The 2,044-nt window shown below is 62.3% G+C and carries 4 protein-coding genes; 1 reads left to right on the top strand and 3 read right to left on the bottom strand.

Going from position 1 to position 2,044, the window contains the following annotated elements:
- Window positions 1-194: ATP-binding cassette domain-containing protein (locus AC1DLB_RS28550; RefSeq protein WP_477786141.1), on the bottom strand; the 194-nt coding region annotated here is incomplete at its 3' end.
- A complete protein-coding gene (locus tag AC1DLB_RS28545; RefSeq protein WP_167331204.1) occupies window positions 194-1,177 on the bottom strand; it encodes a FecCD family ABC transporter permease in 984 nt (327 codons plus the stop codon). The genes AC1DLB_RS28545 and AC1DLB_RS28550, both read right to left, overlap by 1 nt.
- Before the next feature lie 248 nt (window positions 1,178-1,425).
- Here AC1DLB_RS28545 and AC1DLB_RS28540 point away from each other — a divergent pair, with 248 nt between their 5' ends.
- Entirely contained in the window at window positions 1,426-1,743 is a 318-nt protein-coding gene (locus AC1DLB_RS28540) for a Rieske (2Fe-2S) protein (RefSeq protein WP_064620359.1), read from the top strand.
- Here the strand turns inward: AC1DLB_RS28540 and AC1DLB_RS28535 are convergent.
- Window positions 1,740-2,044 (bottom strand): DNA/RNA nuclease SfsA (locus tag AC1DLB_RS28535; protein WP_477786140.1); only part of this gene is annotated, 305 nt, incomplete at its 5' end. The two genes, AC1DLB_RS28540 and AC1DLB_RS28535, sit on opposite strands and share 4 nt — an antisense overlap.

Below are 2,044 nucleotides of genomic sequence, written 5' to 3'. Positions count from 1 at the left end.
AACTCACGCTCATCGAGCCAGACGCTGCCATGGTCCGCCGGCAATTCTCCGCACAGGGCGCCGAGCAACGTGCTTTTGCCGGCGCCATTAGGCCCCAACACGCCGAGCACTTCGCCCGGTTTAAGCTCAAGGGTGATGTCCGTCAGGACAACTTTTCGACCGCGACGGATTTGCAGGTTCTGCGCTCGCAACATCAGGCACGCCCTCTGAGCAATAAATACAGAAAGAACGGCGCGCCGATGAGGGCCGTGACAATCCCGATCGGCAACTCAGCCGGCGCCAGCGCCAGCCGCGCCACCAGATCAGCAAACAACAGGAGACTGGCCCCCGCCAACACCGACGCCGGCAACAACACCCGATGATCGGGGCCGACCAGCAGCCGCACCAGATGCGGCACCACCAGGCCGACAAACCCGATCATCCCCGCCGCAGCTACCGCCGCGCCGACACCCAACGCCGTGCAGAACACCAATTCGCGCTTGAGTCCTTCGACGTCGATACCCAGGTGGCCGGCCTCCGACTCCCCCAGCAATAATGCGTTCAAGGCCTTGGCCCGACGCGGCAACCACAGTGCCACACCGGTACTCACCAGCAATAACGGCCAGAGTCGCGCATAACTGGCGCCGTTAAGGCTGCCCAGGTTCCAGAACGTCAGGGTGCGCAGGGTCGCGTCATCCGCCAGATAAGTGAAGAGCCCGACCGCCGAACCAGCCAGGGCAGTCAATGCAATACCGGCCAGCAGCATGGTCGCGACGTTGGTCTGGCCATTGCGTCGCCCCAGTCGATAGACCAGCGCCGTCACCCCCAACCCGCCGAGAAACGCGCACACCGACAACAGATATGGCCCGAAGGATTCAGGCAGTCCACCGAATACCGAGCCGCCGACAATCGCGATAGCCGCGCCCAATGCCGCGCCGCTCGACACCCCTATCAGGCCCGGATCGGCCAGAGGATTGCGAAACAACCCCTGCATTGCCACACCAGACAGCGCCAGAACCCCGCCCACCGCCAAACCGAGCAAGGTTCGCGGCAGGCGGATTTGCCCGAGGATCAGTTCGGCCTGCTCCAACCCGTCGGCGGCAATCGGCAGGCCGACCAAGCGCAGCGCCGCGCGCAAGGTGTCGAACAACGGCAAACTCACCGGCCCCAACGCCAGCGACAACCAGATCGCCAGCAAACACAACAGGCTCAAGCCAATGAACAACGCACGAGGTTTAATCAGAAGGGTCATTGGCCAGTCGTACCGGGATCGAACAGGTGCATAAACAGCCTCCTTCAAAGGTTTCCCGGGCATAGTCATGACAGGCCAAGTATTCTCGGCATCCGGTAATCGCCCTGCGGGCGAGCCGTCATTTGATAATTGCTTGCATTTGAACGTCAAGCTCGGACGTACCAGGTCGCGAGCCGCAGGACTTGAGGATAGACATGAAGCTTCTTTGCACAGGCGCCGAATTGGCTGACGCCAGCAGTCGCGGTTTCGACGTCAACGGCCAGAAGCTCCTGGCCGTACGCCGGGGCGGTCGGGTGTATGTGTATGAAAATCGCTGCCCGCACCGGGGCGTCGGGCTGGAATGGCAGCCCGACCAGTTTCTCGACCCCAGCAACAGCTTGATCCAGTGCGCGACCCACGGCGCACTGTTTCTGATCGAGGACGGTGAATGCGTCGCCGGCCCCTGCGCCGGACAATCCCTGACCAGCATCCCCTGCCACGAAGATGAGCAAGGAATCTGGGTCACGCTCTAACCGTTCAACAGCACATCCAGTCGCCGATCGACCACCATCTCTTCGTGAGTCAAGCGCACGCCATACGCCAGCACTTCGACTCCACACGCCACTGCCTCACGCAACGCAGCTGCGTAGGCCGAATCGATTTCTTCGGCAGGACGCACCGCGTCGATCCCTGTCAGGTTCACGCAATACAACTGCACTGCCCGAATCCCGTCCCTGGCCAAATGCGCCAGTTCGCGCAAATGCTTGGCCCCACGCTGGGTCACCGCGTCAGGAAATGCCGCCACCGCCGAGCCATCAAAGCCCAGGGTGACGC

It is taken from the genome of Pseudomonas sp. 05N434, from assembly GCF_056396965.1.
This window is presented reverse-complemented; position numbering and strand designations above follow the sequence as displayed.

Excerpts from the sequence above, each read along its gene's own strand:
- AC1DLB_RS28540 (WP_064620359.1), top strand. The coding sequence starts at position 1,426 with ATGAAGCTTCTTTGCACAGGCGCCGAATTGGCTGACGCCAGCAGTCGC.